We start from the raw sequence: 26,055 nt of genomic DNA, 5'->3' as shown, positions 1-26,055 counted from the left end.
ATTATACTCCGCCAGAGTGTTGTTTATTTAAGAGTGCTATAGATCCTGTTCTGAAATGGATTTATCTTTTCATCTGAATAATAAGTTGCAGAGACAACGTGGCCAAGTACGGCATGCAATTCAAGTAAAATAGAGTTTTTCATTTTCGGATTAAAATAGATTACATAGTAAAATTCCGGTGGCTGTTCAGGATCCAGATAAATTCCCTTTAAGCTAAAACCCAAAATCTTTTTATCAAGTTTTTGTAGCTCTTTGGAGCTAAAATTGGTTTCCTTTAAGTACTTGGTTGGAGCCTCATTTCTATTGTATGAAACAAGAATGTCGCCAGATTTTAGCCATTCCAAAGTGAAATTGCCAGCCGGCATTTTATGCATAGGCTGCCAACGGGCGCTATTGTCCTTAGCTTCCAAACTCATAGAGAGATATGGTGCCGAGACCTGGCCATATGTTCCCTGCCAAATCATAAAAATAACGAATATTGAAAAGATATGCTTTATCATTTTAATTGATTTGAAGGCCTGTACATGTGGCTTTAATTAATTTTATTATACGTTATGTACTCTGGCGGAATACTTTGATAGCACTATTTATTATGACAAGTTTGTCAACCCGATGTTGTATGTAGGCTACAAATAAATATTTAACAACTGGAGGTTCCCCTAAAAGTGGGAAGAGAAGGGATTGTTAGTTAGTTGACCTGAAGTATTCCGGCCAGAAAATCTGGCTATCAATTACCTTTTTGTTTAATCAATATACCTTAAATTCTGTTTCTCCCGCTGGAATGTAGAAATACCTGTTTAAGAATATTGCCCTTATGCCCTGGTCATAATTCACCTTTGCCCACAATGCTGTATTTCCACGCAACTGGTTATCATTGGTATCCATCATCAGTGCCGCCAGTTTTCCGCCAGCAAAATATGCCAGTTTGTATTTTTTCATAGGCTGCATTTCAAAAGATGAATTTTTATAGATTTGCTTAAAAAGGGTTTTGATATTTTTACTGACGTTCTCCTTACTTTCATAGGTAGACACATACAGGTCTTTCAACGAATGGTATTCAAGCCTTGCAATATTATCGTATTCCTTATTGCGATAAACATTCCAGACTTCCTGGTATTTTTTCAATAATTTAGATTCAAGATCAGACTTGTTGATTTTGCGCAGATCCATGGCATCTTCAAACGGTGGTTTCGAGCGATAGGGAAGATCAATATCGAATTCAAAGTTATCCTCAAAAAATGTCTTTCCGGCACCGTCAAATTTTTCCCTGAAATATCCCTTAGCCACCTCTTCCTTCTTTTTTGGCAGCGTATAAGTGATGTATTCTTTATCTGCTGCGTTTTCATCTTTAAGATCATAAGATAACAGGCTTAAGTTGAGGTTGGTATCATCTACAAACGTATTAAATACCTCGTCATATTCCTTTGATTTTCCCAGGGGATACATTTTAAAGGATACCTTGCATTTACCGCTTTGAAAAAGAAAAGGATTGATTTCTATTCCTGAATTGCCCAAAGCTTTGTTAAATGCCTTTGAGAGTTTAATTCCATTGACGTACAGGTCAATGTTACACTTGTCATTGGAGTAGCCCAGCATATAGATCTTTTCCGAAGGATAATGCCTGATGTGTCTGGAGATTTCATCTGCGAGATTGTCTTCCGAGATATCTGGGTTTTGATTAACCTGGGTTTGACCGCCAGTACACCCGGTGAGATTTACAACGACCAGCAAAGCTAATAGGATTTTTTTCATCTAGTTGTTGTGTTAAATACTTTTATTTAATGCTGTTTAATTGATCTGATAATCGACTTAAAACCAAATTGATGGCAATTGAGTGGTATGTTCAATGGTTAACCAACACATTTTGTCAGATTCGAAATTTTGTTTGCCAGTATCATTAACTTTCGCTCAATTTCGTTTTTTTCCTGGCGTTTATTCTACTACCAATGTTGTGATAGAGTGCGGCAAACTGGTTGTTGTTGCAGCCTCCCCTTTTATCCATAAACTGTATTTTAATTTATCATCCGATTGATTCATTACTACTACAACCAACTTACCGTCGGGATTTAAAAAAGCTGTTGATTGCAATTTATCGCGACTGGATGCTGCTCCTATCCTTTTGGCTCCCGGGCGGATAAATTTAGAAAAATGCCCCATATAATAATAAGCATTTGTATAAATCAATTTATCATTTTTTGTATCGGCATGTACGGGAGCAAAACAGAAGTTACCGACATGGTTTGGCCCACCTTTTTCATCTAAAAGAATATTCCAATCCGTCCAGGCAGCAGTTCCGGCATTAAAATCGTTAATCATGGAGTAACCGTAACGCTCGCCCAAGGTCCAGTCATCCAGTTTATTTACATCGTATTGTTCTTTACATCCTTCGGTAAAAATCAAGGCCTTATCAGGATAAGCTTCATGTGTTTGTTTCACATTACCGAATTGCATTCCACTGCCTGTCCATGTTTCATACCAGTGAAAACCAATACCCCAAACATATTTAGCAGCATCCTTGTCATTTAAAATGGTACTGGCTCTTTGAAAAATCTGGTCACGGTTATGATCCCAGGCAATTAGTTTTTTTGATGCGAGGCCCGATTTCTGTAAGGTTGGACCTAAGAAGTTTTTAATAAAATCGCGTTCTTCTTCGGCCGTGAACACACAAGATTCCCATTTCTGTTTGGCCATAGGTTCGTTCTGAACACTTAAACCCCAAACCGGAATACCCATCGCCTCGTAAGTTTTGATAAATTTTACGTAATGATTGGCCCAGCTTTGGCGGTATGCAGGCAATAAATGCCCACCCTGAATTAAACTGTTGTTATCTTTCATCCATGCTGGTGGCGACCATGGGCTTACAAACAAAGGTAATTTACCTCCTGATGCGGCAATTGCTTGTTTAATTAAAGGAATTTTAAATTCCTCATCGTGCGCTACGCTAAAAGTTTTAAGGCCCTTATCATTGTCCTGTACATAGGTATAACTTCCACTCGAAAAATCGCAACTGGCAATATTCGTACGTGCCAAAGTATAGCCAATCCCCTTATCTTTATTGTAATATGCTGTTAAAAGTTCCTGCTGGTTTTTCTTGGATAACTTTGCAAATGTTTCTGCCGAAGCATCGGTTAAAGCACCGCCAATTCCCACCAGGGTTTGGTATTTTACAGTTGGATCAACAAAAATACAGGGCTCTGTTTCAAAAGGTTGCTTATGCTCAGCAAAACTTAAGGTTTCTGTTTTACTGATGCGGTATTCAGATTTATCTGCTGTAGTATAAACCGTTACTTTTTTGTTGGCAACCGTATAAGTTTGTATAGGTTTAATCCCTTTTTTGTTTTGGGCAGACACATTAAATGCCGTTGCCAAAATCAATATGATGCTTAGATTTCGTTTCATTATTATCTTTTTAAACTTCATTTTAGTTTTTACTTCTTAACAAAGCCTCTAAATAGTAATAATCGGCATAATTGATCGGCACATCAATTTCAGACTTCGCCGGGCGGTGCCCGGTGCTGTGCTCTAAAATAAAGCCATAATTTGCACCAATTTTACTGGTGTACTTTGTGATGAGCGAATTTAAGATTTTATCGGCAGCTGCTTTATATTTTTTACCATTGATACTGTACTTTGCCAATTCGTAAAGCGCCGAAGCTGTAATTGATGCAGCAGATGCATCTCTGGAAACATCAGGAATTTGAGGATCGTTATAATCCCAATACGGAATGCCATCAGCCGGCGTAATTTTACTGTTTAAGATAAAACCCGCAACCCCATCAGCCTGAGCCAAATATGCTTTATTTTTAGTTTCACGGTAACACATGGTATAACCATATAATGCCCAGGCTTGTCCGCGTGCCCAGGCCGATTCGTTAGCGTAACCTTGTGCGGTTAATTTCTGGCGCACATTACCTGTTAAGGTGTCATAATCGATCACATGATAAGAACTAAAATCAGATCTGAAATGATTCTTCATCGTGGTATTGGCATGTGTTACCGCAATTTTATAGAAAGATGAATCGCCTGTTAACTTAGTGGTTTCGAATAACAGCTCAAGGTTCATCATGTTATCAATAATGACCGGGTACTTCCACTTATCGCCATTATGATCCCAGGATTTTATCACTCCTGCTTTGACGTTAAATCTTGTAGACAATGATTTTGCCGCCTGAATAATTACTGCTTTATAAGCCGGATCGTTTGTTAAACGGTATCCGTTTCCAAATGGACAATAAATCATGAACCCTAAATCATGCGTTCCTGTGTTAAATTGTTCCTTTTTAATATCCTCAGTATATTTCTTAGCCAAATCGAGCCATTTCCTGTCGTTGGTATATTGATAAAAATACCATAATTCTGCCGGGAAGAATCCACTGGTCCAATCTTTCGACACCACCATTTTAAACTGTCCGTTTTCTACAGTTCGTGGTGAAACCAGATCAGGTTTTACTTTCCTGGCCGAATCTACATTTCTGATCAATACTTCTGTTTGTTTCGCTGCTGACGCAAATGCTTTTTTAACATCTATTTTTTGTGCCTTTACTATACTGACAGACAATATGCTTAGCGCCGTTATTGTTATTTTTAAGTTCATATTATAACCAGATTAATGGGTTACGGATGGGTAAATTTATAATAATGATCTGGGAGTTCTACGCTTCGTGAATAATTATTGAATTGCATATATCATATATAGAACGTTTTTAGTAATATTCGCAGCTTTACTGTAGTTTTAAATCCGAAAATTATACGATATGAAAAATTCTATTCCTAATAGCGTGGAGATTGTCGACAATCACTTAGACCAGTTTTTTGATGATGATGAAGATATTGTAGTGTTTGATGAAATTGAGTCAGAGGTCATCCATAGAGATATATTCTTTATAAAAGCTAATGAGAACAGGCCATATCATATCCTGTTAAGCTGTGGAATGAGTGCCTTGCCTATGAAAGTGCCTGAGGATGTTGATTCGTCTCCCTACGCTGAGCTCATGTTTTTACTTCCGAAAGAATGGAATCTTAATTATGATTCTTTCGGCGATGAGCGCAACTATTGGCCAATCAGGTTAATGAAACAACTGATGATTTTGCCGCATCCTGACGAAACCTGGCTAGGATTCGGTCACACGTTTACCTATCAGGAAGATGGAGCTTTTGCCGAAGGCGCAGGATTCAATTCTGTAATGTTAGCGTATTCTAAGGAGATATCAGATGAGTTTACGAAAATAGAACTGGAAAATAATCAAGCTGTTTCCATCTATTCTTTAATTCCGCTATATAAAGAAGAACTCGAATTTAAAAACCAAAACGGTGGTGTAGCGTTATTGGAACTTCTGGACCAACACAATGTAACTGAAATTGTAAAAATTGGCAGAAAAAATGTCTGTACTTAAAAGTTCAAAAATAGAACACTATGGCTGCAGTTAAAACACTCATTTCATTTATCGTATTCGCTATAATGTTTATTAGTTGCCGCAATGAGGGCAAACCTAAAAGCGAGCCTAAAAATGAACGACAAACAGCAATCCAGGGCCAACCTGTTCTCTTAAAAAGAAGGGAAACCAAGAAACCGATCGTTTATAAAGAAAGGTACATGAGTATCAAAGATGTTTTGATTAATGGGCACCATATGATACTATCACGCCCTAAATTTAACTCGTTGTACAAAAAAATCGATTCTTCAAAAACAGAACTATGGGAATGTGGAGATCCATTTGAATGGCTTGATGAAAAGTGGATGAAAGCAACTTATGGTGACAAAAGCGAAAAGTCGGGAACATTTGAAAAATACGAAGGGAATGTGACGACCTTATTTGCACAAAACATTGAATTTAATACGAATAACCACATTGTGTTAATTAATACTGCTTTTGCCAAATCAAATTCATTTGAGATTCCCAAACATCAAATTGTGCTTAACCAAAATACATCAATAGAAGATTTTAGGAAAACCTTTCCACTTGCGAAGATGGAAAAGCTAGAAGATCCGGACGAAGTTCGATTTAGATTTTATCTCGAAGCACCAGCTGACGATGCTTTTTTATTCTATTTCAAGAATGGCAAACTCAATTATTTAAAGTTATGGTGGCTCTTATGTTAGCAGGCCACCTTATCCTCTTAGCAAGCACCACATCTTCCCTCCCTCTAAAACTTCTACCATATGAAAATAACACCAATACTTTTATGCGTTTTGATCTTTATTTCGTGTAATGAAGAGAAAAAAACAAACCATACAAGCAAAAAGAAAATCGAAAAAACAGTTAATGCTGAGCCTAAGCAAACAAAAACTAATACTGTAGTTAAAACAAAACCGACCATAAAAAAGACCATATTTCCGATTGAAGGAACCTATGTGATTGAAAACGACGATGCGGCATGTGAAATGACCTTAATGCTCTCCTACAAAGCAGATCAACTGGTCTACAAGTTAACTACCAATACAAGAACTTTAGCGGATAAGGCTGAAATAGAACTTAACGAAAGTAAGGACGGTTACTATCTTACGCTGAAAAATATCGAGTGGAGTGAAAACGAAGGCACATTAGATGATGAAGGTGAGCCAATTGATCCGGATATAACTTTACCAACAGAGATTGGAGGCATATTGGATAAAAATCAGATTACCATCCAAAATACAGGTAATGTTATGAATTATTATGTAAAAATTGAAGAGTGTAATGCGAAGTACATACGGTTAATTAAAAAATGAAGATTAAGCGTTAACATTTCACCTAAACTGTCTGTTGGCGGGTTCAAATTTTACTTCAATACAGGTTGCACCAAAACGCTACTTAAAAGTTTAATCAAAAAAACACAAAGTCAATACATTTCCTTCAGTTTCTATTGAGACAGGTCCATCCCCTGTTCAGGTATATATTTATCATATTCTATTTGTTTAGCAATTGCTTGTGCTACTTCTTTACCCCTCAATTTTGCAACCAGGTGCAGCGCACCATCTAGACCCGCCGATATTCCTGCGGTGGTGATTACTTTGCCATTATCAATATAACGAACATTTGCAAGTACTTTAGCTTTCGGTAATGCCTTTTGAAGATTGGTTATGCTTTTATGAAAAGTGGTCACGGTAAGCTGATCAAGCAGGCCAGCTTTCCCGAGAATAAAGGCTCCGGTGCAGACAGAAAAATAGCTTTTAGTGGCGCTGTCCCTGGATTTTATCCAGGAAATAACTTCAGGATCATTTGTTGCCACTTCATCTGAGCCACCAAATACCGCAAAGATATCCGCCTGCGGAGCGTCTTTAATACTGTAATCAGGGATAATCTTCAAAATGCCCTGTGTCAAAAGGGGCGCTTTGGTTTTTGCGACAGTGATGATTTTGAATCCTGCATAGGAAAATACTTCCATCGGGCCTGCAAAATCCAGTATCTCTACCCCATCATACAGGTAAAAGCAGACCGTTATTTGTTTATCCTTTAATAAGGATGTTTTTTTTTCTACAAGTTTCATCCCGCATTGCGTACAAATACCGGGCTGCTGGTAAGTCGCGCTATCACATGGACGGTTGCAAGGCTGACATACATAAGTGTTTGCATAGACCTGTGAAAATGCGAAGCAGGGAATGATAAAGATTAAGCGTAACAGCTGTTTCATAAACGTATTATTTAAATCCAAAATTAACCGGATACAGCTAATAAATCAGGACAGCCATAGTCACAATCCGGCCAATCTATCAGGAATATGTTAATCCTTTATTTCTTTAGCCAGCTTCCTCAGCTGGGAAGTGCTGTTATAACCGCATTCTTTTGCTATCCAGGCTACCTTCTCTCCTGTTTTAAGCAGGTGTTTTGCCTTTTCCATCCTTAAAGATTGAATATATTGCCCGATGGTGATTCCTGTGGCAGATTTAAACAGGCGTGTAAGGCTACGCGGACTAATAAAGACCAGCTCAGCCAGTTCCCCTATTGTTATTTTTTGATGCAGGTGTTTGGTGATATAATCCTGTACCTGATGTACAAGGTGGTTAATATGCTGCCTGTTCTGCAGGTAAATGCTATTTTGCGCTTCCATTCCATCCCTGCGCATATAAACAACCATATCTTTTGCCACAAGACATGCAAAAGCTGCTCCATGCTGCTCTTCAACAAGGTAGAGCGCTAGATCAATCCCTGTTGCAATCCCCGCGCTGGTAAAAATCCTGCCACTCTGCACAAATAATTTATTCTCGATCACCCTGATCAGAGGGTATCTCTGTTGTAAAGCTGTAGTCCATGCCCAGTGCGTAGTACAGTTTTGACCATTTAAAAGCCCGGCGGCGGCAAGGGCAAAGGCTGCTGTACAAATTGAAGATATCGTAGCGCCAGTTGCTGCAGCAGACTGCAGCCAGGGTATCCAGAGATGGTCATCTGCCCTGTTCCATTTTTCAATTTCCATTCCGGCTACAATTACAATATCGTGCTGATTAACGGGAATGGAACTGAGCGGTTCAACATTTGTAAATCCAAGGCCGGATGAGCTTTCCGGATTGTCATATGGCGAAACGTAACGCATATCATACTGCTTTCCGCAACATCCCGATTCGTAAAAAACCGTTACCGCACCGGCCAGATCTAAAAGGTGAACATTATTAAATATGAAAAATATAACTCGGTTAGGCTTCATTTTCCAAAGTTAGTGTTTTAGTATAATGTGTATTCCATCGATAGTGGACAATAGGCTCAGTCCAAATTATACACGGGTCCTCATCAGCAGACAGCAGCGATATGTAACTCAAAATGCCTGGTAAAAAATTATTTGTAAAATGCCAGATCCTGATTAAGATGCTGACAGGCATTCAGTGATCTTCCTAAATCACTGCAGCATTGATACATAAAAAGAGAAAGAGTAGCGTTAAGAAAAAAAACATCGAAGAATGAGACGATTTTAAAGAAGCATTGTGCAAAAAGAGGGCAAACAAAAAGCTTTTTTCGAAGTTATAAGCACTAAAAATCAAAATATGTCAGATAACAAAAAAGTAACCGATATTCAAAAGTTCATTGAAAAATTCGAACCCTCAAAGTTCAAAATGCTTTCACGGGGAATTGAAGTCCGCGGGATTAAGGACCTGAACAGAAGCATCAGTTTCGCGAAAGAAGTAATAGAAAAATTAAAGCTAAAACTTGTCATATCCCACAGCGCTGAAATGGCGATGTATGGCAGCTTTGAAGTGAACTATCTACAACATTAAGCAGTTGAATTCAAATATAATAAATGGAATTTTACAGAAATAAAAAAAAATCAGCGCAGCTCATCTTTATCTGCTCAGGCATCCTGATTGCACTTGTGGCGGTATTTTTATACAGCATCGGATTATTCACTGGTAATATTGCCACTAAACTTGGGGGAGTGTCGGCTGTTTTAGGAATTATCCTGCTCATTGTCATCATCAGGATGCTGATCTCCCTTAACCGTTCAGCTCCCCTACTCATACTCAGTAGTGAAGGAGTATACTCAGAAGTTACCGCAGTGAGCAAGGCCGCAGGCCTGATATCATGGAAAGACATCCTGGACATCTCAATCACGAAAGCCGGATGGGATACCCTGGTGGTCCTAAGCGTAGGCAGGGCAGCGCATTATATACCCATCATTCAAAAAAAACTATCTGCCATGGCGGTCAGCGGCATACAGGATCCCTCGGGGAACCTGCAGATCTTTCTGACCGCATCTGAACTGGATATAAACGCAAATAAACTTTTGACAATAATCCAGGACTATCGCAAAACACTTAGAGGAAGTGATCACCTCCAACATGACCAATTCAAATAAGAGCTGATTAAACCACTCATAAACATCTTAACGGCCGGTTGATTTAACTACACCCTTTAGAAGAATTCCTGGGATTTCAATAAATAACTTTTGACGGGAAGCATTTGCCCGAAAAGCAGTAAGAGGCTGTCTAATAAATATAGAATTGTCATCCTAAGAGATAATTTATTTTATAAAAATCAATATGATTAACAGAGGGTTCTATAGCTATGTTCCGGCGAGGAATCGTCATTGCGAGTAACCATCAGGTCTGTGGCCTGAAAAATATAGGAATGACGTCCTATATGCGCTTTCTAACGTATTAGGTTTAAGATTTTGCATCCTGCAAAACTCATTGAGCTAAGATGTCTAAGGTAGTCGTAAAAATTAAAGACTATGCAGTTTAATTAACCACCTTAGACACCTAAGAACATCTAATTCATTAAGTAATCCATTAGGCTTTCACACCATATAAGCTTATATGGTACTTAAATGTCTTATATGGTCAAAAAAATAACACTAAATATCAGTTGTTTACATAAACGTCATTGCGAGAAGGCTTTTTCAGCCGACGAGGCAATCTTACAACGATCGCTAACAGCGTGGGCTTTAAGATTATTCATTTTTGCTGTTGTTTTTAAAGGTATTCATGAGCTCAATCGTTCGGTTAGCTTCGCGCCTCGCAATGACGACCTCTTTTGGAGTCTGTCGATGGTAGATGTTAGAATTTTTCAAATACATCGGAGGGGCGTCATTTCGACCGCAGTGGAGAAATCTTTGAACTATATTAAAAGATTTCTCCATTTCGCTGCGCTTCATCCGATAGCCATCGGATCGAAATGACGACGATTTTTTAAATCTGTCATTGATAGCGGAGTCGAAGGGAATGTTTAAAAATTCCTGTTCCTATAATTTAACTAATATCCCTTAAAAAAAAAGGTTTAAAATAGAGTCCAATGCTTAATATTTCTTCTCAGACCATCAGTACCTGAACGCAAAATAACCCGCGTATTTAATATTGAGTTAATATGCGTATCGTTTCTGAATTTTAATTTTGACGCGATAATTTTATGGGCGAAAACAATACTGCCGGTTTTAACTACAAAGAGGAAAAGAGGTTTGATGAAAAATCTTTCGAAGACCTTTATCGCCGTATGTACCCCACGCTTAAAAAGTACGCCATTTACCTGGTAAAGGATATAGAAGATGCACAGCTCATTCTAAATGATGTATTTATAGCCATCTGGAAAAACAGCACCCTGATCGCTGACGAAAAAGCATATCTTTTCCGCGCCGTTAAAAATGCCGCTATCAACTATCATAAAATCCCCAAAGCCAGTTTCCTGCATATTGATAGTGAAGAAGAAAACCCGGAAATTATCGATCGGAAAGAAACACCGTCACAGGCTTTCCAGAACAAAGACCGGAACCGTATACTTTATGCACTGATTGATCAGATGCCTGAAAGGCGGCGACTTATTTTCTATATGTACCGGATTGATGGCTTTAGTTATAAAGAAATTGCAGCTTTACTCGATATATCGGTGAGGACCGTTGAAGACCACCTGGTAAAAGGCTTTCAGTTTCTTCAGCAAAAAGTATTGCAAAACAGCGCTGAATTCAGGTAAAACACCGCTTAATAATTTTTTAACGCAAACTTAACAGGTTTCGACCCGTAGTGCTCCTGCATTTCTTGTCTCTGTAGATACAAAAGCATGGGAATGGATCAGGAAACCTGGAAATTAGTACTCGAATATTTGGCTGTAAAGGAAGATTTGCACAGCAGCAAAGCTGAAATTGCGCAGCTCGAAAAAAAACTCAGGGATTGGGTAAGTAAAGATCCTGACCATGAGGAGCAGTTGGAAGAGGTATTATTGTTATGGCAGGATACCGCGCAATTACCGGATGATGGATTGTGGAAGGAAAGTTTTGCCGGCATCAAAGAACAGATCAATCAGGCTCCGGCCAGAAAATTCAAAATATTAAAATGGTGGCCGGCGGCAACGGCTGCAGCAATTATTGGCGCACTCCTCTTTTTTATGGGTGGCGATAAAAAGCCATTGCCGGTTAACGAATACCAGGTAGCGTGGACAAGCAAAACTGCAGCGCCCGGTAAAATTGTTAAAGTAATGCTTCCGGATAGCTCCGAGATCTGGTTAAACTCAGGCAGTAGTATCAGCTTTCCGCAAAACCTGAAACATGCCGGCATCAGAACAGTTAAACTCAATGGAGAGGCTTTTTTTAAAGTAAAAAGAGATCCTGCTCATCCTTTTATAGTCAAAAGCCAGCAGATCCAAACCAGGGTATTGGGAACCAGTTTTAATATCCGTGCCTGGAAAGGCTCCCGGCCGGAAGTAACCGTACTTACCGGAAAGGTAGCGGTTTCGAGAGATTCTGCCGGCGTACAATCATCTGCAGTTCACCTCCTGCCCGATCAGAAAGCAGTTTACGATGTAAGATTGGCCCGCCTGCTGCGCGAAGACGTTGATGATGCCAGAACCTCGGTCGACTGGAGAACAGGAAAGATGAATTTCGAAAGTACCCCTATGGAAGAGGTATTCCAGATCATATCACGTAAATATGCGGTTAAGGTAGTTACCGACCAGTCTTTCAAAAACTGTGAACTCACAGCAAAATTCGACAATGTGGCGCTAAGCGAGGTCATGAAAACCATCGGGCTCACATTTGATATCCATTACACCATAAACAAACAGACTATTTATATAAAAGGAGGTAAATGTAACTAAACAATCCGTAAAAGATAGCTGCAGCATGTTGGCGCATGCCGCAGCTAAGAAATTTTAAATTTTATTTTAACCCATCAAGATTAAAACAAACAAAGTTATGAAAAAGTCAGCAGTGACTGGTCAATTAATTTTTAGCGCAATGCGTTTTTTTATCCTTATTTACATCATGCTCTCCATTATGCTCTTTGTAGGGCAGGCATCACCCGTAAATGCTCAACAATTAAACACCAAAGTAAGTATCAGTTTAAAACCGGGAAATTTAACAGATCTTTTTAAAACCCTGGAAAAGAAAACCGGCCTTTATTTCGTGTATTCTAATAAAGATGCCGTAGCGCAACAGCACATTAGCGCTTTAAAAGCCGATAACGAAACTGTGGGCAGCTTATTAAACCGGATTTTAACCCCGATGCAGCTTACCTACCTGATCGAAAAGAACCAGGTCATTATTAAAAAATCAATCCGCGTGAGCGGAAAAGTAACCGATGAAAAAGGGCTACCCTTACCCGGGGTAAATGTAATCGAAAAAGGCAGCAGCAACACTACCAGTACCAGGCTTAACGGAGATTTTAACCTCAATGTTACCAATCAATCGGCAACCCTGATTTTCAGGATGATCGGTTATCAAAGCAAAGAAATCGTTCTTCAGGGCCAAACCGAATTAAAGGTTAGTCTCTCCGCGGATGAAACAGCCCTCTCCGATGTAGTGGTTACTGCCTTAGGTATTAAACGTGCAGAAAAAGCCCTTGGTTATTCCATTGCCACGGTAAAAGGCAGTGATGTAAACACGGTAAAAGAAGTGAATGTAATCAACTCACTGGCCGGAAAAGTAGCGGGTGTAAATGTGGTAAGCACGGGTGCTGATCCCGGATCAAGTTCATTTATCACCATCCGGGGGCAATCATCAATCGCAACCGACAACCAGCCTTTATTTGTGGTAGATGGCGTTCCGGTAGCACATTCGCTCCGTGCAACATCAGAAGTTGGCCGCTCATCTGTTGATTATGGTAGCCCGATTGCAGATATCAGTCCGGATGATGTAGAAAGTATCACCATATTAAAAGGTGCAAGTGCCGCCGCATTATACGGCAGCAGGGCCGGAAGTGGTGTGGTTTTGATTACTACCAAAAGTGGCTCGGTAAACAAAAGGGGTTTAGGGATAAACTTTAACTCCAATGCCATGTATGATCAGGCCTGGATGTTCCCACATTTCCAGCATACCTTTGGGGGCGGCGAATATACCGACGACCCTGCATCTTCTACCACCTCTGCCTGGGGGCCGCGGCTTGATGCAGGTACAAAACACCTGCAATGGAACAGCCCTCTGGATGCCAGCGGAAAACCAATAGCTACCGATTGGATATCTCATCCTAATAATCCACAGGATTTTTATGAAACCGGTGCGACCTATACCAATAACATTTCCATCACCGGAAAAAATGCAGATGGCAATTACCGCTTATCGTACACCAACCTGAACAATAAAGGGATCGTGCCCAATACCGACCTGAAAAGGAATACGCTTAACCTTTCTGCCACCTATGTGCTGCATCCTAAATTAAAGATCAGCACCAATATTGGCTATGTTAACAATAAAAGCGACAACAGGCCATCGGCTTACCGGGAAAGTGTTACGCAGATGCTGTATTCACTACCACCGAATATGAACATCAACGACCTGAAAAACTACTGGAAACCGGGACGGGAAAACATCGAGCAGTTTTCAGCAGATGATTCTGACAATCCTTATTTTGTAGCTTATGAGCATACCAACGGCTACGACAGGAACCGGTTAACCGGAAATGTACAGGCTGTTTACGACATCACTAAAAACTTAAGTTTAATGGTACGTACCGGACTTGATATGTACAACGAGGAACACGAAACCAAACGCCCTTTTAGTTCGAAACGGTTTAAATTTGGTGGTTATGGTGTAGATAATTCCTTCTTTAAGGAACAGAATACCGATTTTTTACTGAGCTATAAAAAACTGTTAAATCAGGACTGGTCTTTGAGTCTTTCTGCCGGAGGTAACCAAATGGATCAGACCAACAGGTCAACCGCGCAGAAAACAGAGAGTCTGAGTATTCCGGGTGTTTACAATATTGCCAACGCACAGGCGGGCACCATCGTAAATTCGCAATACAATTCACGCAAACGCATCAATAGTGTTTATGGTCTCGGCCAGGTATCGTTCAGGGATATGGTTTTCCTTGATCTTACAGGAAGGAACGATTGGTCGAGCACACTCCCGGCCGGCAACAATTCGTACTTTTATCCTTCCGCATCTTTAAGCACCATTGTAACGGATGTCTTCAAGATCAAATCAGATGTGCTTTCGTTTGTTAAACTGAGGGCCAACTGGGCACAGGTGGGTAGTGATACCGATCCTTACCAGTTGTATAATACCATCCCGTTTAACCAGGACTGGGGCGATGTAAAAAGAGCAACCATTGAGTTCAACCTCAAAAATAACTTCCTGAAACCAGAAATTGCCACTTCTTACGAATTTGGCGGAGACCTGCGCTTTTTTAAAAGCCGCATAGGCATCGATGTCACCTGGTATAAAACAAACAAAAGGAACCAGATCATCAATATCCCAACCACCATTGCTTCAGGTTCATCCAACCGGTTGATCAATGCCGGAAACATCCAGAACAGCGGTTGGGAAATCGGCTTAAATGCGGTTCCTTTTGATGGCCGCTTTAAATGGGAAACCAATGTCAACTTCACCAAAAATGAAAATAAAGTTATTGCGTTATCAGACGGTTTAAAAGAATATTCAATGGGCAGTGCCGACGGGGATAATATCCGTTACCTGATTAAGGAAGGTACAAAAATCGGTGATTTTTATACGCCGAGTTATACCAAAGTAAGCAGCGGCCCAAATGCAGGCGCAGCTTTATTGGATAAAACCGGGCATTATATCCGCAACAATACCGAATACATCAAGGTAGGAAACTACAATCCAGATTTCACGGTAGGTTTTAACAATACTTTCAGTTATCAAAACTTTAGCTTAAATGTGCTTTTAGACTGGCGCAAAGGCGGTAATTTTTATTCGTACGTGGTTAAAAGCCTGATCAATGCCGGTTTGACGGATAATACTCTTGCTGGCAGGGATGCGGAAACCGGTGGTTTACCATGGACAGATTCGCAAGGCAAAAAGCGGAACGATGGGATGATTATTCCGGGTTATATTGCTGATGCAAATGGTAACCTGAGCCAAAACACCGTAATTATTGCAGCTTCTGACTTTTATAACAACACTTATAATAAATACTACGAAAGATTAACGTATTCTGCTTCCTTCCTGAAAATCAGAGAAGCTTCTTTAACCTATGTATTCAACAAAAAAGTAACCGGTAAACTGCCCATCAGTAACCTGTCCTTATCACTTATCGGGCGGAACCTGTACACCTGGACTGCCAACGGACTGGGCTATGACCCGGAAACAACCATGAGTGTTACCGAAGGCTTTAAACTCGGCGTTGGCCACTGGACCTTACCAGGTACACGCTCATTCGGTTTTAAACTAAGTTGTAACTTTTAACCTGTACAAAAATGAAATTCAAATATACCACAGTCCTTTTCGTGCTGCTTGCATTAATCACAAGCTGTACCAAAGATTTTGAAGAAATAAATACCAACCCCAATGCACCTGAAACCACCAATACCGAGTTTTTACTATCGGATGTATTGGTTTCTACCGCTTATGCTTACCAGGAAAATGCGGTTGACAGAAGACCGGCTTCGGCAGCACGCTACCTTACCCTGGTGCGAAATACCGGTTACGATCTGTTAGACTGGGGACCGGTTGACTGGGATGACATTTATGCCCGCTTAGCCGTGAATAAAACCTTTATGGAAACTGCACAGAAACGCTCGGAGAACCAGTATGTTGCCATCGGTAAAATCATGAAGGCTTTTAACTTTGGTTACCTTACCGATTTATATGGCGATATCCCCTATTCGCAGGCCTTAAAATCGAAAGAGGCCAACCTCATCTACCCTGAATACGATCAGCAACAGGCCATCTATCCCGATTTGTTGAAAGAATTAAGGGAAGCGAACGCGCTATTGAAAGGCAACAGTCAGGAAATAAATGCCAAGGGCGATGTACTGTTTAAAGGAAAAACACTTGCCTGGCGAAAGTTTGCCAACGCGCTGCGCTTACGGATGTTGCTGCGCATCTCGAAAAACTATACACCGGCCTTTACCGAGATGCAGGAGATTTTGAATGATAAAACAGCATACCCCATCTTCGAAAGCAGTGCAGACAATGCCGAAATGGCCTATTTAGGTAATATCGCCGCCTATAGCTGGCCTGGTGGGCCTTTGGCGATGATCGATTTCGATTACCAGAAAACCAAAGTAAGCAAAGAACTGGTAGACAGGTTGATCCAAAGAACCGACCCAAGACTTGCTGTTTGGGTAGAACCGGTAAAAAGTACCACTGGTGCTACCGTAGATCTGAACCGATATGTTGGCGTACCCAATGCTATTGATGCACCATCGGCCTATAACGGTGGAGAAGATCATGTTTCGGTTTTCTCTTCTGCTTTTTTCAGAAAAAACGGAGGCGCTTCTAACACCTTGTTAAAAGCCAGCCTGATCACTTATACCGAGCAGTGTTTTATTTTAGCAGAAGCTGTACAAAAAGGAAAACTTACCGTGCCTGGTGAAACGGCAGAATCGCTGTACTATAAAGGCATCAGAGAATCGATGAGCAGTTATGCCATAACCGCCCCACAAACTTACTATGACCAGCAATTGGTGAAATATGATGCTACGCTTGAACAGTTGATCACCCAAAAATGGCTGGCCATGCTGTTTAAAGGTTCAGAAGGATGGTTTGATCAGCGCCGCACCGGCTACCCGGCTTTTGTTACCGGTCCGCTTGCGGCCGGCAGAGGCATACCAAAACGATATACCTACCCCGATTCCGAAAGCGCAAAAAACCGCGTTAATTATCAAAAAGCGGTTGCTGTTTTCGGTGCCGATAATCAGTACACCTTAATGTGGTCCCTTAAATAAATTAAATTCCTTAATTATTACAACAATGAAATTATATATAAAAGCACTTTTTCTGTTTACACTCTCTGTTTTGGCTGTTGGGGCTAAAACTCATGCCCAGGATTTTAAACCCGGGCATTTCCCCGACCGCGTAATTTTAACCTGGGCCGCAGATCCTGCCACCAGCCAAACGGTTAACTGGCGCACCGATACGACGATTAAAGCTTCAAAAGCACAGATCAAGGCCGAAGATTCCAATCCGGCACTCGAACAATCCATTACCAGCTATGAGGCCACTTCTACCCTGCTGGGAAGCGGAAATAATTATGAAATCGCCAAATACCACCATGTTACTTTTACCAAGCTCAAACCGGAAACGGTTTATGCCTACCGTGTGGGGTCGGGCGAGCATTGGAGCGAGTGGTTCCAGTTTACCACGGCATCAGTTAACAATAAACCATTTTCTTTTATTTACCTGGGCGATGCACAAAACGACATCCGCTCAAAATGGTCTCGCGTAATCCGTAAGGCATTTTCCCACCAGCCCGATGCCAGGTTTATTATCCATGCCGGCGACCTGATTAACCGTTCCAATAATGACCAGGAATGGGGCGAATGGCATTATGGAGGTGGTTTTATCAATGGCATGATTCCCAGCCTTCCCGCTCCCGGAAACCACGAATATGTACGGGATGATACAAGAAAACTGGTACTCGATCCACATTGGGGTGTACAGTATACTTTTGCCGGCAACGGACCAAAGGGATTGGAAGAATCGGTTTATTATGTAGATTACCAGGATATGCGTATCATTTCCCTCGATTCACAAATGATTATATTAGACGAAAATTCGGCCAAAGCGGAATATGAGTGGCTCGAAAAAGTACTGAAAGAAAATAAAAAACGGTGGACCGTGATCACCTTTCACCACCCTATTTTCTCTACGGCAAAAAGCAGAGACAATAAGGAATTCAGGGAACGTTTTAAACCCTTGTTTGACCAATACCATGTCGATCTGGTGTTACAGGGGCACGACCATACCTATAGCCGCGGACAAAACCTGCCAAGAGGACTATCAGGACGGGAAGTAAACGGACCGGTTTACCTGGTTTCGGTTGCAGGCCCTAAAATGTACCAGGTAGATGGTGCAAAATGGATGGATGTATCGTTAGAAAATACACAGCTTTTCCAGGTGATCCATGTTGATGGACCCAACCTTAAATTTGAGGCCTATAAAACTTCGGGCGAACTTTTTGATGCTTTTTCGTTAAAAAAAGCAGACCGTGACCATGCTGCAGCATTTACCGATCTGAACCCTGCAAAAAACACTAAACCATGAACATTAAAGCAGGCCTGTCATTCAACATCATGTTATTGAGCAGTTTCTGGATCACCGTAGCTGCACAGCAGGCGCTACGGCCATTACCTAAAAGCAAAAATGCTTTTATGGTGATTGCCCACCGTGGAAGCCACTTAATCAAGCCAGAAAATACAATCGCTTCCATTGAGGATGCCATTGCTATAGGGGCCGACTATGTGGAACTGGATCTGCGGACAACAAAAGACGGGCAGCTGGTATTGTTGCATAATGAAGGGGTAGACCAGGTGAGCAATGGCAAGGGTTTAATAAAAGACCTTGATTTTGAGGAGGTAAAAAAACTTGTACTTAAAGGCAAAGATGGCAGTTTACATCAAATTGCCGGTTTTGATGAAGCCCTCAAAGCCTGCAAAAACAAAGTCAATATTTATTTAGATTTTAAAGCGGCCGAACCGGAAAAAGCCTACCGCGCCATTAAAAAAGAAAATATGGAGCACCAGGTGCTGGTTTATGTGGGTAACAACAATGATTATACTTCGTGGCGAAAAACTGCACCCCAAATGCCATTGATAGCCAGTTTAGCACAGTCGGTTACCACAAAGGAAGCGCTGATGGAGGTCTTTACAAAAACACCCCTGGAGGTAATTGATCGTGTTCCGGCCGAAGATCTGCTCCCCCTGTTAAAAAAAATGGGGATTAGTATTTTTCCTGATGTGCAAAGCGCCGTTGAAAGCCCTGAAAATTGGGACAAAGCGATAAAACCCGGCGTTCAGGGATTACAAACTGATCATCCTGAAGCATTGATCAAATACCTTAAAGCGAAGAAGATAAGGTCGAACTAATCAGCATTAAACGGCTCCCTGTTTTTTACAGAAGGGAGCCGTTTTTCTTTTTTTTAAAAGCAAGTCAGTACTTGGCAGGCTTTGGTATCCAGTCCCTCAAGGTAGCTTATGCAAATGCCTTTTTTATACCCTTTCCAATCTGTTTAACTTAAATAAACGATAAATGGCATAAATCCCAGGTATCATGGGCAATATTGCCGTCCACATGCCCGGAAAATAATAAGTTCCGGTAGCACCAAGGTAATAATTGCGCATATTGGCAATCAGTTTCCCATCAATGGTTGCACTAAGTGGATTCAATGCCCTTGCGTTCAATTCGGGCTTAATCAGCGGAAAGATAAAATGTGTAAACTCCGCTACACCAGGGCCTATAAAAATAAACCAGGCCACAAAACCAGCAATCGGAACCCGATGATAAAGGCCTAGAGCCGTAAGGGTATAAATGGCAGGGCCAACCAATGCAAAAACCATCAGGAAACTTTTTTCAGTCCATGGAATGCCAAACAGCCTGCTCATTGCAGGGGCAAAACCCGTTAAATATTCTTCTATAATGTGGATTTGAAGACCGGCCACCGTTAACAGAAAAAGCGGTAAAATAATTTTTGGGTCAACCGGTTTTTGAAGATATGTAAAATACCAGCATACTAGTCCGATTAATGCAGATCCACCCACAATAATAACGGGAGGTAATCCTATAGCTAAATAACCCATTACCGGTGCAACAACTGTAAACACATCCGCAATAATCAGGCTCAACTTTTGCGAAATAGAAAATTTTGTCTTCATCACATTAAATTAATGAATCAAAATTAGTCCATCCACACCATCGAAAATTTATCAAATGATAAAAAACTATCTTCCTGCCCTGATTCTGCTTAAAGAAACCTGGGTAATTCCTAAATAACTGGCCAGGTCGCCCAGACTGATCCTTTGTACCAGATCCGGATTTTCTTTGATGAAGTTTCCATAACGCACCGAGGCTTGCTCCTCTAAGATCTCGCCAATCCTAGACATCATATTAACCGAAGCCATGGCAAGCAGTTTGCTGAAAAAAGTTTCTATGGAATGAAAACGCGTCCGCAAATCATCCAATGCTTTTCGCGGGATACGCGTAACCACAGTATTTTCCAGCGCCTGTATCTGGTAAGCAGCCACTTGCTGAGTAAGAAAGCTGTCAAGAACGGTGAACATGTTGCCTTCCGCAAAGAAGCGCATAATAAATGTACGGTCCTTACCTTCAAAACCAGTTTTAACCAATCCGTTATTGATAAAGTAGACATATCTGCATACACTTCCCTGTTCCAATATCGCTTCGCCTTTTTTAAATGAAACCGTTTCTAATTGCTGCGCCAGTACTGTGGCTACCTCAATTCCCAAATTGTTAAGGCTGTTTACAAAGTCAATAAAACCTTGTTTATATTCATCATGTGCTGTCTCCATTTTAGTTATTTTGCCTGAAATAAATTTAATGTATTCAGGGTAAACATCTGTGCTAAACTACATCATTTACGTTTAAAGGTTCTGGCGACAACATAAACCAGCAATTAATGCTCCCCTAAATTGTTTAAAGGGAGCATTTTTACAATTCAGGCGAAGCGCCATTTTCTCAATAGCCAGTAAACCAGGCCGAGTGCCACTACCAGCCCTATCCACATCATGGTTAAACGCGGCTTTCTGTTTTTAGCAATGCGCTCAACCTTCGTCTTTAACTGTGTGTTTTCCAGGCTGTGCTTTTGTTGCTGCAGCTGACGCCCGGTTTGCTGTTGCTGATGCAGGATCTGCCTTTTACTTCCTTTTCCGCTTAGCACAACTTTTTCGGCCATCCCTTCGAATCCCTTTTCATTACTGTAGAAAAATTTCCCCAATGGTGTAATTTGCACCACATATTCGCTGTTACTGGTATCAAGCAAAACGGTGTTTTTTGTTGCCCAACTTTGCTGATTTGTATTTTCCTCGTTATAGCTGTTCGATTGAAACTCTTGCGTATGCAGCGTCTTATTGCTTTTTAAACTTCCGCAAGCTGTAATGAGCATACTACAGGCCATCAATAGGTTTAACTCAGTTTTCATCATCCACTCCTTTCTTATTGATCCAATCGGCGAAGTATTTGATGGCTTTTACTGACCTCCGTTTCCTGTACACCCCATCTCCTTCTCTACTGCCTTCCATATTGGTATTCCCTTCTATGGTAATGAGCCAATCGCCCTCCTGTCGCTCCACCAGGCCACAATGGGCAATACGTTTCAGGTGGCTGAAGTAAATGCCGAATACTACTGCAGGGTATATCTGTTCGGTGCGTTTATCGAATGGAAATAAGGCCGGGCTCCAGGGTGTACGTGGAGCGCTGTAGCCGGCCTGGCCGAAAACCCAGCTTACAAAAGCAGCACACCAGGGGCTGCCCTGTTCAACACCTGTATAACGCAGGTATGCAGCTACCCGCGGCCCATCGTTGTGTCCGGAAAGTTCGCGCACACCTACTTCGTTTTTTGCAATGCACAACAGCTTTGCCCTATCAGGCATGGCCGTGTTCGGCGCCTGGTTTATGTTATAGCGGCCAGGCAGGCTATGCCCGCTAAAAAGAGCAAAGCAAACGATGCCCAAAAAAATCTTAACTGTTGCCATGATGTGAGTTGTTTAAATCGTAAAACCATATCTGTTAAATTAAGCAGGCCAAGGCTGAGCCAAAAGCGGTACAAAAGCCACCAGGAAATTTGCATTAGGGCCACATAACACAACAGGCCAAGCAAAAGCAGTTGCCAAATACCTGCATCGAGCAAGGCAGCGGTAGGTTCGAAGGTTCTTAATAAATTAGGGAGGGTAAGCCAGCCTAGAACTAAGATGGTGGCCAGCATCAGTTTTTCGAGTATTTGCCTTTTTGGCGTTAGCGCCATTAAAGCCAGTTTTAATGTTTTCATATCTTTTCTGTTAAATAGCCCAAACCTGCAATACAGCATGGTTTGGGCGGGTTATGAACTAAACTAAGGAATGGTATAGGTACCCAGGTACTGGCTGTTTGCCACGGCCGTGGTATCACGATTCGCTGCAAAAGCCCATCCGTGAAAAACATCACCACTAAAGCCGGCGCCAATTACCGCGGTGTAAGTCATTGCGGCGCGCTGCGCATCTTCGTACACCAGGTACATGCTTTTGGTAGCGTTAAAAAGCACTACGGTAAGCGAGTCATCAGTAAAAGAATTGTAGCGGTTTAAAATGCTCTGCCAGTTCAGTACCAGATCTGCCCCTTGCAGGCTTGCATTAAGGCCATGAAAAACCGAGAGCGAACCTCTGCTAACCACCACCTGCGAAAAATCGATTGCAAAATCCGGGTAGCTGCCACCAACCGCCTGGTTTAAGAAGATTTTTACCGCGGCATTGTAACCTGTAATCTTGTTCAGCTGTTTATCTTTAAAGCCAATGTTTAAAATGTCCTTAATAGGGCTCAGGTAGAGCGCGGCGAGCGCAAATTTAGCACGTTGGGCCAGTTGGGGTTCGGTACTGGGTTTGCTGCTTTTTTTTGGTAAGCCCCTCAGGTAATCGATGCTGCGCCAGTTGCTGCCAATTACACTACCTACTTTGCCAGAGAATGCGCCATTTGCGCCTTTTGAATAAGTTGCCATAATTTTTGTTTTTTAAGTGAAAAATGTTTGTATCAAAGGATTTCTGTTTATACCGGTATGTTTAAATCCATGCTCAAACCTAGCGGCCTGGCGGCATTATCACCTCATTTTGAGCTAAAATGAGCTAAATTGAGCCAATTTGCGGGGATTGTGAGCTAAAATGAGCCGTCACAATTAGCGCGTAGCGCATAAACCGTGGGAACTTGTGGCAGCCAACTTAAGGGCAGCATAACCATAACGGGTGTAGCTGATCAGCCAAAACGGCCTCCGGCTTTACCTTTTAGGTAACCAAAGGGTAAAGCCGAGGTAACCATGGGGTAACCCTGGGGTTAACCTGGTACCAAGAAAGGGTAAACAACAGGTAAAGAAGGGGTAATCAGATACGGCCTTTTCGCTGGCTCTCCAGGTAGGCGGCCAGCAGATCCTTCAGGTAAAAACGATCGCCACCAGGTAGTTTTACAGGCTTTAAGGTGCCATCTTTTACCTTACGTTTGTAGGTGCTTTCGCTAATATTTAAGTAATCTTTAACCTGCTGGCGGGTGAGTTGCGCATCAGGGTCGCCGAAGAGATCGATAAAAGTAAAGGTGAGTTGTTCTTTGTTGAGTACGAGGTAGATATTGTACATTACCTGTACCAGTGCTTCAAGGTTATTCATAAGGCGTAAAATTTAAAACACGAAACCATTTTGCGAAAGGCTGATGAGGCGTTCCGCAACCAGGTCCGGAAGAGGTTTCCTTGCTGTTATTCAGGCGGTTAAACCCATGGTACTGAAGCGGCTGAAATTAGTTAGAAAATATGGTTTTTACCTGTAAATTTTAGCGCCAAACAGCACCAAAAGCTGTTTAACAATCCCAATAATATTCAAGTTAATGATAGATATGTAAATTCAAATTTATTGCTGGGGCAAATGCCCCCAAAGTTATGGGTAGCACCGGCTAAGGCAGATAAGCCCCAGGTTAAAAATGATACAAGCCACCCGCTGTGGGCGGTTTTGCCGTGCATAAACGGGAAATTTATGCACTCTGGTAAATAATTTAATTGATAGGGATGAAAAAGTAACTGGTGTTAGTTTTTCCATCAAGCGTAAATTTAATCAGCAATTAAAGACATAATATATTACGCCCCATGCCCTGTATAACGACAATTTATATCGAATAGTATATCAAAAATGGCAATCTGTTGCAGCCAGGCGGGTTTAATGTCAATAAAAACGGAACACTAAAAATTTGAGCCTGGCAAAAAACAGCTTATTCAGGCAAATAAAACAATTTAGCCTATACCTGGCAAGTTATCTGAAGGTTGCCCGGGCAGCAAGCTTGGTGTATTAAAAATATTTCACCCATCAACCCAATCAGGCAGCATAATATTCAATTTTGTTAAAACAAAGCTGTCTAAATATCCATTTCCCTTCATCCGTTTTAACCGGCCAAATGCTCATTACTTGCTAAAAACCCTCTGGTCTAATTGCCGTAAAAAATCTTTTCAGCACAAAAGGCAGAAGCAGGCACCATTAAATTTAGTTAGGGTTGCTAAGCAAGCAACTTGACGACAGCACGAAAGCTTCTTTCTTTGCCCTAAAAGTATATTATGGAAAATGAAAGCTATTTTAAAAAAATTGAATGTTACTTAAAACCTCTTATGGGCTAAAATGTTATCTGAACTATTCTCTTCATGAGCGCATGTTCAATAAGAAACAAACCGTTAAGGTGTCGCAGTTATACAGCTCTCCCCTAATCTTCATCAGTAATGGCACATTAAGGCTATACGCTGTTAAATAAGAAGAGGAAACGACTATCCTGTTCTGGCAAAAAGACCGGTTTCTTACATCGCTGTTAATGCTAGGTGAATATGTGGGAAAAGAAATATATGTAGAATTTCTGGAAGATTCAACAGAGCAAAAATCAATTTTTGATCTCTATTTTTAAAAATGGCTTTTCATCAAGAGCTTCCTTCCCAAAATCCAAATAAATCTCCCCATCATAATTAGTAGTTAACAAATTCCTTTTGATTTGTTCGCCATTCTTATGAATAGTCCACCCTCTACTTATCTGGCTATACTTTTGATTTGCACTGGTATCACAAACTGAACCATCAGAGATTATTGTCAACCTGGGATTTGCTGTGCGCACAAATTCTGAGTGATATGCTGATTCCCTGCCGTGATGTGGTGCAATTAGTACATCGCAGTTCTTGATCGCATCCGCAAACCCAGCCAGATTCATGAGTTCCTCCAGTGAATCATATTCGTTATCTCCAGGCACAACGATCTTTATTCCTTCAAATTCTATAATAGTGAGTATACTATGGTTATTAAAATTGCTCTTTGGCAGATCCTTCGTATTAAAGTGACGGAACGAGACACCACCATTATTCGGAGGAATAGATATGTCGTTAATCGTTCCTGTGACATTCGTGTTATAGGTTTCGTTCATACTAAAATATTTATCGAACTTAGCTTTATCTGAAACGTTAATAGTACTATTCACATCAGCCCTACTCAGCCATTTCGGCCGCAGTAGTACACTCACGCTTATACCAAGGTTATCCAAATTTAGGATGTCATCGATATGATCCTTATGTGGATGGGTAATAGTTAGGTGGTTTATCCGAGTTATACCATAATGGTATCTTATAGTTTCTAGCGGACTACGGTCATCGCTGTTTTCAGAATAATCTCCTCTTCCCAAGTCGATTACATGAATCCTGTCGTTTGGCGTTTTCAAAAAAATAGCACTACCGTGCTTAACATCCCAAACCCTCATTTTTACTCTTCCCAT

25 protein-coding genes are annotated in these 26,055 nt (G+C 41.1%); 11 read left to right on the top strand and 14 right to left on the bottom strand.

Annotated features, from left to right (window positions below; all coding sequences use genetic code 11):
- Positions 1-23: 23 nt before the first annotated feature.
- The 4 genes from KYH19_RS08715 to KYH19_RS08700 all read right to left on the bottom strand — a co-directional run bounded on the left by KYH19_RS08715 (position 24) and on the right by KYH19_RS08700 (position 4,594).
- Complete coding sequence (locus tag KYH19_RS08715) at positions 24-500, bottom strand: hypothetical protein (protein ID WP_219078378.1); 477 nt, start codon at positions 498-500, stop codon at positions 24-26.
- Between the two features lie 247 nt (positions 501-747).
- Positions 748-1,752: a hypothetical protein gene (locus KYH19_RS08710; protein WP_132402201.1), complete on the bottom strand. Its 1,005-nt coding sequence runs from the start codon at positions 1,750-1,752 to the stop codon at positions 748-750.
- Between the two features lie 180 nt (positions 1,753-1,932).
- Entirely contained in the window at positions 1,933-3,399 is a 1,467-nt protein-coding gene (locus KYH19_RS08705; protein WP_219078377.1) for a glycoside hydrolase family 30 beta sandwich domain-containing protein, read from the bottom strand.
- Positions 3,400-3,421: 22 nt separating this feature from the next.
- Entirely contained in the window at positions 3,422-4,594 is a 1,173-nt protein-coding gene (locus tag KYH19_RS08700; RefSeq protein WP_219078376.1) for a glycoside hydrolase family 88 protein, read from the bottom strand.
- Between the two features lie 160 nt (positions 4,595-4,754).
- On the opposite strand from KYH19_RS08700, the gene KYH19_RS08695 reads away from it, so the two are divergent.
- The 3 genes from KYH19_RS08695 to KYH19_RS08685 are packed head-to-tail and all read left to right on the top strand — an operon-like array spanning position 4,755 to position 6,709.
- Positions 4,755-5,393: a suppressor of fused domain protein gene (locus tag KYH19_RS08695; protein WP_219078375.1), complete on the top strand. Its 639-nt coding sequence runs from the start codon at positions 4,755-4,757 to the stop codon at positions 5,391-5,393.
- A gap of 20 nt (positions 5,394-5,413) precedes the next feature.
- Positions 5,414-6,100 (top strand): hypothetical protein, encoded by a 687-nt coding sequence (locus KYH19_RS08690; RefSeq protein ID WP_219078374.1) that lies wholly within the window; start codon positions 5,414-5,416, stop codon positions 6,098-6,100.
- Between the two features lie 60 nt (positions 6,101-6,160).
- Positions 6,161-6,709, top strand: a complete 549-nt coding sequence (locus tag KYH19_RS08685; protein ID WP_219078373.1) for a hypothetical protein — start codon at positions 6,161-6,163, stop codon at positions 6,707-6,709.
- A 131-nt stretch (positions 6,710-6,840) separates the two neighbouring features.
- Here the strand turns inward: KYH19_RS08685 and KYH19_RS08680 are convergent, their stop codons facing one another.
- Positions 6,841-7,611 (bottom strand): DJ-1/PfpI family protein, encoded by a 771-nt coding sequence (locus tag KYH19_RS08680; protein WP_219078372.1) that lies wholly within the window; start codon positions 7,609-7,611, stop codon positions 6,841-6,843.
- A gap of 90 nt (positions 7,612-7,701) precedes the next feature.
- Complete coding sequence (locus KYH19_RS08675; protein ID WP_219078371.1) at positions 7,702-8,619, bottom strand: GlxA family transcriptional regulator; 918 nt, start codon at positions 8,617-8,619, stop codon at positions 7,702-7,704.
- Positions 8,620-8,953: 334 nt separating this feature from the next.
- On the opposite strand from KYH19_RS08675, the gene KYH19_RS08670 reads away from it, so the two are divergent.
- The 8 genes from KYH19_RS08670 to KYH19_RS08635 all read left to right on the top strand — a co-directional run bounded on the left by KYH19_RS08670 (position 8,954) and on the right by KYH19_RS08635 (position 19,661).
- Complete coding sequence (locus KYH19_RS08670) at positions 8,954-9,184, top strand: hypothetical protein (protein WP_132402219.1); 231 nt, start codon at positions 8,954-8,956, stop codon at positions 9,182-9,184.
- A 23-nt stretch (positions 9,185-9,207) separates the two neighbouring features.
- Positions 9,208-9,762, top strand: a complete 555-nt coding sequence (locus KYH19_RS08665; protein WP_219078370.1) for an STM3941 family protein — start codon at positions 9,208-9,210, stop codon at positions 9,760-9,762.
- Positions 9,763-10,811: 1,049 nt separating this feature from the next.
- Entirely contained in the window at positions 10,812-11,369 is a 558-nt protein-coding gene (locus KYH19_RS08660) for an RNA polymerase sigma-70 factor (RefSeq protein WP_219078369.1), read from the top strand.
- A 93-nt stretch (positions 11,370-11,462) separates the two neighbouring features.
- On the top strand, positions 11,463-12,488 hold the full coding sequence (locus KYH19_RS08655; protein WP_219078368.1) for a FecR family protein: 1,026 nt from the start codon (positions 11,463-11,465) through the stop codon (positions 12,486-12,488).
- A gap of 97 nt (positions 12,489-12,585) precedes the next feature.
- Entirely contained in the window at positions 12,586-16,038 is a 3,453-nt protein-coding gene (locus KYH19_RS08650; RefSeq protein ID WP_219078367.1) for a SusC/RagA family TonB-linked outer membrane protein, read from the top strand.
- 11 nt (positions 16,039-16,049) lie between these two features.
- Positions 16,050-17,522 carry a SusD/RagB family nutrient-binding outer membrane lipoprotein gene (locus KYH19_RS08645; protein ID WP_219078366.1) on the top strand — a complete coding sequence of 491 codons (1,473 nt, stop codon included), beginning with the start codon at positions 16,050-16,052 and terminating at the stop codon, positions 17,520-17,522.
- 25 nt (positions 17,523-17,547) lie between these two features.
- Positions 17,548-18,840 carry a metallophosphoesterase family protein gene (locus tag KYH19_RS08640; RefSeq protein ID WP_219078365.1) on the top strand — a complete coding sequence of 431 codons (1,293 nt, stop codon included), beginning with the start codon at positions 17,548-17,550 and terminating at the stop codon, positions 18,838-18,840.
- Positions 18,837-19,661: a glycerophosphodiester phosphodiesterase family protein gene (locus tag KYH19_RS08635; RefSeq protein WP_219078364.1), complete on the top strand. Its 825-nt coding sequence runs from the start codon at positions 18,837-18,839 to the stop codon at positions 19,659-19,661. Before KYH19_RS08640 ends, KYH19_RS08635 begins: the two co-directional genes overlap by 4 nt.
- Before the next feature lie 123 nt (positions 19,662-19,784).
- On the opposite strand, the gene KYH19_RS08630 is transcribed toward KYH19_RS08635, so the two are convergent.
- The 8 genes from KYH19_RS08630 to KYH19_RS08595 all read right to left on the bottom strand — a co-directional run bounded on the left by KYH19_RS08630 (position 19,785) and on the right by KYH19_RS08595 (position 26,055).
- The gene (locus tag KYH19_RS08630) at positions 19,785-20,447 is read right to left on the bottom strand and encodes a hypothetical protein (RefSeq protein ID WP_219078363.1); all 663 of its coding nucleotides are present in this window, start codon (positions 20,445-20,447) and stop codon (positions 19,785-19,787) included.
- A gap of 66 nt (positions 20,448-20,513) precedes the next feature.
- Positions 20,514-21,101: a Crp/Fnr family transcriptional regulator gene (locus KYH19_RS08625; RefSeq protein ID WP_219078362.1), complete on the bottom strand. Its 588-nt coding sequence runs from the start codon at positions 21,099-21,101 to the stop codon at positions 20,514-20,516.
- 146 nt (positions 21,102-21,247) lie between these two features.
- Entirely contained in the window at positions 21,248-21,733 is a 486-nt protein-coding gene (locus tag KYH19_RS08620) for a hypothetical protein (RefSeq protein ID WP_219078361.1), read from the bottom strand.
- Positions 21,720-22,283, bottom strand: a complete 564-nt coding sequence (locus tag KYH19_RS08615) for a peptidoglycan-binding protein (RefSeq protein WP_255562597.1) — start codon at positions 22,281-22,283, stop codon at positions 21,720-21,722. Before KYH19_RS08615 ends, KYH19_RS08620 begins: the two co-directional genes overlap by 14 nt.
- Complete coding sequence (locus KYH19_RS08610) at positions 22,202-22,576, bottom strand: hypothetical protein (protein WP_219078360.1); 375 nt, start codon at positions 22,574-22,576, stop codon at positions 22,202-22,204. The genes KYH19_RS08615 and KYH19_RS08610 overlap by 82 nt, the downstream gene beginning before the upstream one ends.
- A gap of 63 nt (positions 22,577-22,639) precedes the next feature.
- Positions 22,640-23,278 carry a DUF6266 family protein gene (locus tag KYH19_RS08605; protein WP_219078359.1) on the bottom strand — a complete coding sequence of 213 codons (639 nt, stop codon included), beginning with the start codon at positions 23,276-23,278 and terminating at the stop codon, positions 22,640-22,642.
- A 376-nt stretch (positions 23,279-23,654) separates the two neighbouring features.
- Entirely contained in the window at positions 23,655-23,933 is a 279-nt protein-coding gene (locus KYH19_RS08600; RefSeq protein ID WP_219078358.1) for a helix-turn-helix domain-containing protein, read from the bottom strand.
- 1,246 nt (positions 23,934-25,179) lie between these two features.
- Complete coding sequence (locus tag KYH19_RS08595) at positions 25,180-26,055, bottom strand: ComEC/Rec2 family competence protein (protein WP_219078357.1); 876 nt, start codon at positions 26,053-26,055, stop codon at positions 25,180-25,182.

This window comes from Pedobacter sp. D749 (assembly GCF_019317285.1).
Taxonomy (GTDB): Bacteria; Bacteroidota; Bacteroidia; order Sphingobacteriales; family Sphingobacteriaceae; genus Pedobacter.
Note: the sequence above shows the minus strand (reverse complement) of the source record. Positions and strands in the feature narration are given on the sequence as shown.